This is a genomic window from uncultured Actinomyces sp., from assembly GCA_900541895.1.
Taxonomy (GTDB): Bacteria; Actinomycetota; Actinomycetes; order Actinomycetales; family Actinomycetaceae; genus Pauljensenia.
This window is the reverse complement of sequence record UWSI01000005.1, coordinates 70,801-78,399: the sequence shown is the minus strand read 5'-3', so window position 1 is coordinate 78,399 and position 7,599 is coordinate 70,801. Positions and strand designations below refer to the sequence as shown.

The following is a 7,599-nucleotide window of genomic DNA, read 5'->3' as shown; positions in this document are numbered from 1 at the left end:
CCGCAGGAATTCCTGCGGACCACACCCCTATGTTTAAAAATAAGGTTTATCGTCCGGGCCAGGACTGCATCTTGTTGAGCATCTCAACCTTGTAACGGTCCCAGAGTTTTCCGCCCCACCTGACCGCAATCGCCATAAGGCCTGCGCTCCACGCAGCTGAGAATACAAAGGCTCCAATAAATGCGATCGTGTGACCGGCGGTGAAATACAGAGCCAACCACCCGGGAAGTGCACCAAGAAGCCCACCGAGTGTTGTAGCCGAGATAGCCCACATCGCAACCATGCCCGATCCAGTTCCTCGGGTACTAAGGGGAGACGCCCCCGGCTGTTGGACTTGATAGACCCAGCGGCTTCCAATGATCATTGCCGTTGAAGAAGAAGCAGCCAAAAGAAGCAAGCACAGGCCCAAAACCCAGGCGGTGTCGGCAAAAGTATTACCCAAAATGGTGCACGCAATGCTATCTGCGATGAGGATAACCGGAGTGATCACCACCAAGGATCCGAGCAGGCGTCCCAAGCGGTCTTGAGCGCCACGAACTCCAGATGCGATAGGGATCCACGCTGCAGTGGAGTCATATTGCATATTTGCCCCGACTGTCGCCCCGATGACTAAAGGAGCCAGGTACAGGAAGAAATTGAAGGAGAAAGGCACCTCACTGCGGCTTTCACTGTCCATCAGGAAACTCATGAGAACTGCCATGAAGGGGAAGAAAATGCTGGACGCAAGAGAGGTCGACAGGCGCGAATCATGAAGCCAGTAGTAAGCGGTCTTCGTTGCCATGGAAGCGCTCTGAGGTGAGAGACCAAGTGCTTCCCAGCGCTGTACGTATTTGAGTCCCAGTGCACGTGAATCTTGGCGCTGCTGCTCGCGTTCTTTGGACGCGCGCTCTTCATCAACGTGATAGCGTCCCTCTTTGATCGCCTGCTGAGCTTGCGCAGACACTGGGCGGGAAACCCCGTGCATCGCTGGTTCCAGAACCCTCAGCCACAGGAACCAAGCCGCGCCGGCAGTAAGGGCAGCAATCGCGAAACGGATCCCGGCCGTCAGGTAGTCACTCTCGCTCACAGATGCGACGACTCCGAAGAAGGAACCAAAAGGTGTTGTGTACACGACTGGAAGCGCAGCCAGCACCGCATCATATGAGAAATGCTCGGCAAGGAGTTGGAACCAGATCCCCATCGGTGCAAAGACAGAAATGAACACCATGGTCCCAATGAAGCCCGCTAAGTTCTTTCGCGTTGAATCTTTTTGAATCTGGTTTCCCGCCCACGTCGTGATTGCCTTTGCCCACACGATTGCGGTCACAAGTGTGAGCACCCCGGCAATGAGTGATCCTGCAGCCATGGCCCAAAGCCCCCGGAAGAGATAAAACCAGGCGGGAAGAATGATGAAGAGTCCAGAGAAAATTGCTCCGATGCTCACGCATGAAGCGGCTATAAGTGCGCGCGCGAGCTGATGCGTAGGTGCGACAAAGGGAGAAAGTCGGCGCGGCTCAAGGGAGTTATCCATCGATGCCATGATCACTGGGCAGATGATCCAGCCCACGAAAATCACAGGTCCGGGCAGCATGACAAAGACCCATGGAGCCTCAGTCACTATGGTTGCAATCTTGGCAATACCAAAGTAGGCAAAGCCCGTGAAACCCAAACCGTACACAATGCCGATGATCGAGAAAATCAAAACGGCTGTCTGACTGCGCACCGTATTCCACATGATGCGCAATTTCATGCGAATCAGTTGGCCAGCCATGACAGTCCTTCGCTGGTGTGAACGCCGCCAACCAGCTGGGCAAAACGCTCGTCAAGGGACATTCCCGCTGCAACCTCTTCGGTTGCGCCGGAGGCCAGTACTTGTCCGTGATTAATCACCGCGACGTGCGTGCACAGCTGTTGGACTGTTGCCATGACGTGACTGGAGAGAATGACCGTTCCCCCTCGGGAAGTGAAGTCTTGCAAGATCTGGCGGATATTTGCCGCCGAAACCGGGTCAACGGCCTCGAAGGGTTCGTCAAGAACCAACAGAGAGGGAGCGTGAATGAGTGCTGCCGCCAGAGAAATCTTCTTCGTCATACCAGCTGAGTAGTCCGAAATGAGTTTCTTTCCAGCATCGGTCAGGTCCAGGGTATCCAGAAGCTGGTGAGCTCGCTGGCGGGCAGTTTCTCGATCCAACCCGCGAAGCATTCCAACATGCACCAAGAAGTCTGGGCCTGAGAGACGGTCAAGTAAACGCATACCGTCAGGCATGACGCCGAGCTGTGCGCGAGCCGCTTGATCGTCTTTCCATACATCAATTCCATTGACGTAGGCGGTTCCCTGATCGGGGGTAAGCAGGCCGGTTGCCATGTTGAGGGTAGTTGTCTTACCCGCGCCGTTGGGGCCGACGAAGCCGTAGAAGGAGCCCTTGGGGATATCGAGGGTGAGGTTTGCGACGGCAACCAAGTTTCCGAAAATTTTTACGAGGCCGCGACTTGCAAGTGCAGGAGGCTCGACTTCCACAGGAGCTTGCGTCGTTGGAGGCTGTGCCGGGGGAGGAGTAGGTATAGACATGTTCCTACAGTAGTGAATATCTCCTCAGCTGTGGAGAACGTTGCAGAAAATGGACGCTCATTTCCCTTTATCTGGGGGCGAGCTGAGGATTCTCCAAAGTGATACTGAGATTTTGTGAAAATGTTCCTTCTGCCTTCTGAGAAGGACTAACCTTTCGAGTGGTCGGGGGTAACAGGTCTAGAGTGTGCCTGCTCTGTCCTCGCAGACGATGCCCGCTGTTTTCTGCATTCGGATTCGTTCGCCTTGAGAGGAAGATGCACATGCTGCATGCGAAGAATCGGACACTGGTGACCACTCTTGCGACACTCTCGCTCATGGGGATACCCATTGTGGCTTACGCTGACCCGGCAGGAGGTGAAACAGCAAGAAATGATGCACAAACGGCATCTCCCGCGCCCGAGGCAGTAACTACAGCCCCAGAGGAGGCGGCTTCTGTTCCCAGCGCCGAGGCCTCGCAAGCCCAGGGCGAGGACCGCGCGGCGCCGACGCTGGTGAGCATCGGCGATATCCAAACCCCAGGTGATGGAGATGACTCTCACCTGATTAATCAAACCGTTGAAACCAAAGGCATTGTGACCGCGGCCTATCCCAAGGCAGAGAACGCAAACCTTAAAGGCCTCGAAGGCTTCACCATCCAAACCCCAGGAACAGGCGGAACCTGGGATCCCGCGCGAAGCACCTCCGATGGCCTCTTCGTCTTTATGGGGAAATCCTCTGCCTCAATGCCTTCGATTGGCGACTGCGTTGTCGTCAAAGGAAAGGTTGCTGAATATTCGGGTGTCAAGAATGCAACCGCTTCAACCCAGAGCTTGACTCAACTGCTTCCGGAAAAGATCACAGCAGTGAGCGGATGCGATCCCGTTAAACCCACGGAACTGAGCGGTGTGCCGACTCAAAAGCAGATGGAAGCGCTTGAATCCATGCTGGTTCTGCCCAAGGACACCTGGACAATTACGGATAACTACAAGACGAACCGCTTCGGGACGCTCTCGCTGACCCCTGGAAGCGAGGTTTTGCGTACTGCGACCGACGTTGTTGCCCCCGGTGCCGCTGCTCAAGCCTACGAGGCCGAAAACGCTGCGAAGACCATCGACCTAGACGATGCCTCGACGACAGACCTGACGAATTTCAAGCAGAACGGGCACAAAGAGCGCTACGCCTACTTGGCCAATGGAGCACCTGCGCGCGTGGGCTACCACGTCACCTTCACGAAACCCGTTGTCTTGGAATCGCGCTTTGGAAGCTTTGTTTTCCAGCCCACGCAGATGACCGCTGGTTACCCTGATCGTTCTCCGGTCACCATCACGGGGGAGCGTCCAGCTGCTCCAACAGTGGGCGGAGATACGAAGGTTGCAACCTTCAACGTCCTCAACTACTTCTCTGATCTGGGTGAAAACGAACCCGGGTGCAAGGGGTACGAGGATCGCGATCACAAGTTCATAACCGATAAGAACTGCAAGCTTCGCGGAGCCTGGTCCTCGCAGGCTTTTTCGAACCAGCAAACCAAGATTGTTCAGGCGATTAACACGATCGATGCCGACGTCGTGGCATTGGAAGAAATCGAAAACCCCGTCGCATCGGGTGTCAGCAGCGATCGTGATGGTGCGCTCAAGAGCTTGGTCAATGCACTCAACGCAGCTGCCGGATCCGAGGTCTGGGCCTATGTCCCCAGCCCTTCAACCGTTCCTGCGAACGAAGATGTCATCCGTATTGCCTTCATCTACAAGAAGGCAAGGATTACCCCGGTTGGTAACTCAGTCATTTTTGATGACCCCGCATACACAGGCCTTGCTCGCCAGCCGCTCGCTCAAGAATTCAAGCCGATCACTGATACAAACCACGAGGGCAAGAATTTCGTCGTTATTGCCAACCACTTTAAGTCGAAGGGGTCCGCGCCGAAGAACTTGTCCGCTGCAGAAGCTGCCGCGAATACCGACAATGGTGACGGGCAGGGTAATTCCAATGGAGTCCGCGTTAAGCAAGCCCGGGCACTTGCCACTTTTGCTCAGCGTTTTGATGGAACCCCAACTCTGCTTGTCGGTGACTTCAACGCCTATTCCAAGGAAGATCCGCTCAAGGTTCTCACTGATGCTGGTTGGACCCATGAGTCGGGTCACGGCGACTCTTCCTATGTCTATGGTGGTCGTTCGGGATCGATGGACCACGTCTTTGCTAACTCTGCAGCACACCCGCTGATCACTGGAGTGAAGTCGTGGGCCGTGAACGCGCAAGAGAGCATTGCCTTCGAATACTCGCGTGCCAACTACAACGCCTACTTGGCTTTCGAGGCCGATAACCCCTACCGCGCCTCGGACCACAATCCTGAAATCATCGGTTTGAATCTCATCACTCCGATTAACAATCCGCGTGTTGCACCCACCAGTGAACCTTCGGGACAGGCCTCCGTCTCCCCGAGCGCTCCCACGCAACCTTCCCCGCAATCCGCAGTGACTCCGAAGCACTCCACTTTGGCCTCGACCGGTGTCATGGGAAGTATTCCGCTGATTGCGGGAGCTTTAGCCTTGGCAGCAATCGGTTGTGTGCTGCGCCGTAAGACACTCTGACCCTCACCAACCATCACGAGAGGAACACACAATATGTTCACCACTTCACGACGAGTGGCGATTGCAACCGGTGCGGCGCTCGCGCTCTTTGCAACACCGCTGACTGCGCTCGCGGAGCCTGCCAGTGACGCCACCCCCACGGCGCAAGCGAGTACCGAGGCTCCTGCCGCCACCCCCACTGCCGAGGCCTCGGCAGGCGAAGCGACTCCTGCTCCGGCCCCCGCTGCCGCAGCGGAGCGCGGAGCATCCGATATCGTCACCTTGGACCTGTACAACCTCACCGATGTACACGGACACATTGAGCCGCAAAAGGACCGCAAGACCAAGAAGATCAGCGAAGCAGGTCTTCCGGCGATGAATTGCTACCTCAAGAAAGCAAAGGCAACGAACCCGAACTCAAGCTTCACCCTGTTGGGCGACAATATTGGCGCCTCCCCCTATACCTCTGGTGCACTGAAGGATAACCCGACCATCGAGGCACTCAATACGATGCATGCCTTGGCATCGACCATGGGCAACCACGAGCTGGATATGGGCCAGACTGTCTTCAAGCAGCGCGTTGATGGATCGAACCCCTCTGAGTTTGTTCAGACGAACTTCCCCTACTTGGCTGCAAATGTTGACGGAATGGGAACCTGGGGTTCGGGTACTCCGTACTTGGGAGAATACAAGCTGTGGACCTCTCCCTCGGGAGTGACGGTTGCATTTATTGGTGCAATCGCTGGGGACGTGCCCTATAAGCTCAGCCCCGGAACCACTGCGGGTCTGACCTTCAACGATCCGGTCGCCAAGATCAACACCCTGGCTAAGCAGCTCAAGCAGGACGGGACCGCGCAGATCGTCATCGCCATGCTTGATGATGACGTGAAGAATAACTACCCGAAGATGGGCCCCGATGTCGACGGTCTCATGGGTGGCGACACGCACGTTCCTTACGAGTTCGACCATGTCGATTCAGCGGTCACGCTCACCTCCGCAAATCCGCTTCTCGCGGGCGTTGCATCGGGTTCCTACACGGATAACCTGGGCCTGATCCAGATCTCCTACGACACGGCGACCGGAAAGGTCGTTAAGGCCGATACCAAGCTGATCCCTGCTGCAACCGTTTATGAGTGCGGTGAAGACCCTGAGACGAAGGCAGTTGTTACCCGCGCGCAGCAGGCCTCGGCAGCCGCCGGTGCCGAAGTTGTGGCACGGGGCTACACCGAGAGCTTCCACCGTGGCATCTTCGTGGCCCCCGATGGAAGCATCGAAAAGGGCGGTAACCGCGGTATTGAGTCGACCTTGGGCAACCTGGCCGCTGACGCAATGCGCGAAACGATCCACACCCCCGATGGCAACCCCGTCGATATCGGCATGATCAATGCTGGCGGTATGCGTGCAGATCTTGAACCCGGTAGCGATGGCACCATCACCTACAAGCAGAGCTACGACGTCATGCCCTTCTCGAACGAGCTGGGATACGTGACCATCAAGGGTTCTGACGTGAAGGACGCTCTGGAAGAACAGTGGAAGACGAACCTGAACTCTCAGAACTCGCGCCCGCTGCTCAAGCTTGGTCTGTCGAAGAATGTCCAGTACACCTACGATGCCTCTAAGCCTTACGGTGAGCGCATTACCTCGCTGCTCGTCAATGGTGCGCCCATTGATATGAACAAGGAATACACAGTTGGATCGGTGACCTTCCTCCTTGCAGGAGGCGATACCTTCCCGGCGCTCACCCGTGGAACGAAGACGGTTTTGGGTAACCTCGACCGAGATAAGTTCAACGAATACCTGGGCGCGCACAACGGCATTAAGGCTGCGACCCTCAAGCAGGCAATTGGCGTGACGCTCCCGAGCGATCCGGTGACTCCCGATCAGGAATTCACGGTGCCTTTGCGTGGGCTGTCCTTCTCCGAGGGCCCCGGAAAGACCCAGAATGTCAAGGTCTCCTTCGGATCTGTTGTCGCCAGCGCAAGTGTTGATAACTCGCTGCGTGAATTGCATGCTTCTGACGAAGCCTCGATCATCACGACTGATGGTGCAGGTCAGGCAACTTTGAAGGCCTCGCTGCCGATGTCGGTATGCGCCGCCAAACCCGAAGGGGGAGTGCTCACGCTGCCCGTCACTGTTGAGACCGATTTTGGAACCGTCGTTCCCGAGGCCGCAGGTTTGACTGTGTCGGTTGCTTGCCCAGTCGTTCAGCAGCCTGCATCGACGAACACCGCGGTGAACCCGAAGGCTCCGAAGGGCAAGAAGCTGGCGAAGACCGGTTCTGTAGCTGGAATTGCAGTCTTGGCCGCTCTTGCGCTGGGTGGTGCAGGGGTTGCTCTGCGTCGCAAGAAGAACTGAAATGGATGCTGTACTCATGAGGATCTCACTCTGATTGAGCACTGAATTCGCACGTGGGTGGCATGGCCGTATAGCTGTGCCACCCACCGTGTTTGTCAGCTGTGTCAATTTGAGAATGCTTATCTTTGAGGCTTCGAAGCTTTGAGGTTTTTGT

Annotated in this window: 4 protein-coding genes; 2 read left to right on the top strand and 2 right to left on the bottom strand. The window is 56.2% G+C overall.

The window, feature by feature from the left end; genetic code table 11:
• Positions 1 to 46 precede the first annotated feature (46 nt).
• Positions 47 to 1,750 carry a hypothetical protein gene (locus QZR18_RS02835; protein WP_178704531.1) on the bottom strand — a complete coding sequence of 568 codons (1,704 nt, stop codon included), beginning with the start codon at positions 1,748 to 1,750 and terminating at the stop codon, positions 47 to 49.
• Positions 1,735 to 2,547, bottom strand: a complete 813-nt coding sequence (locus QZR18_RS02830) for an ABC transporter ATP-binding protein (RefSeq protein ID WP_295910272.1) — start codon at positions 2,545 to 2,547, stop codon at positions 1,735 to 1,737. The genes QZR18_RS02835 and QZR18_RS02830 overlap by 16 nt, the downstream gene beginning before the upstream one ends.
• 260 nt (positions 2,548 to 2,807) lie before the next feature.
• Between QZR18_RS02830 and QZR18_RS02825 the strand changes: the two genes are divergently transcribed.
• A complete protein-coding gene (locus tag QZR18_RS02825) occupies positions 2,808 to 5,111 on the top strand; it encodes an ExeM/NucH family extracellular endonuclease (RefSeq protein WP_178704534.1) in 2,304 nt (767 codons plus the stop codon).
• A 33-nt stretch (positions 5,112 to 5,144) separates the two neighbouring features.
• Positions 5,145 to 7,445: a bifunctional UDP-sugar hydrolase/5'-nucleotidase gene (locus QZR18_RS02820; protein ID WP_291459112.1), complete on the top strand. Its 2,301-nt coding sequence runs from the start codon at positions 5,145 to 5,147 to the stop codon at positions 7,443 to 7,445.
• Positions 7,446 to 7,599 lie beyond the last annotated feature (154 nt).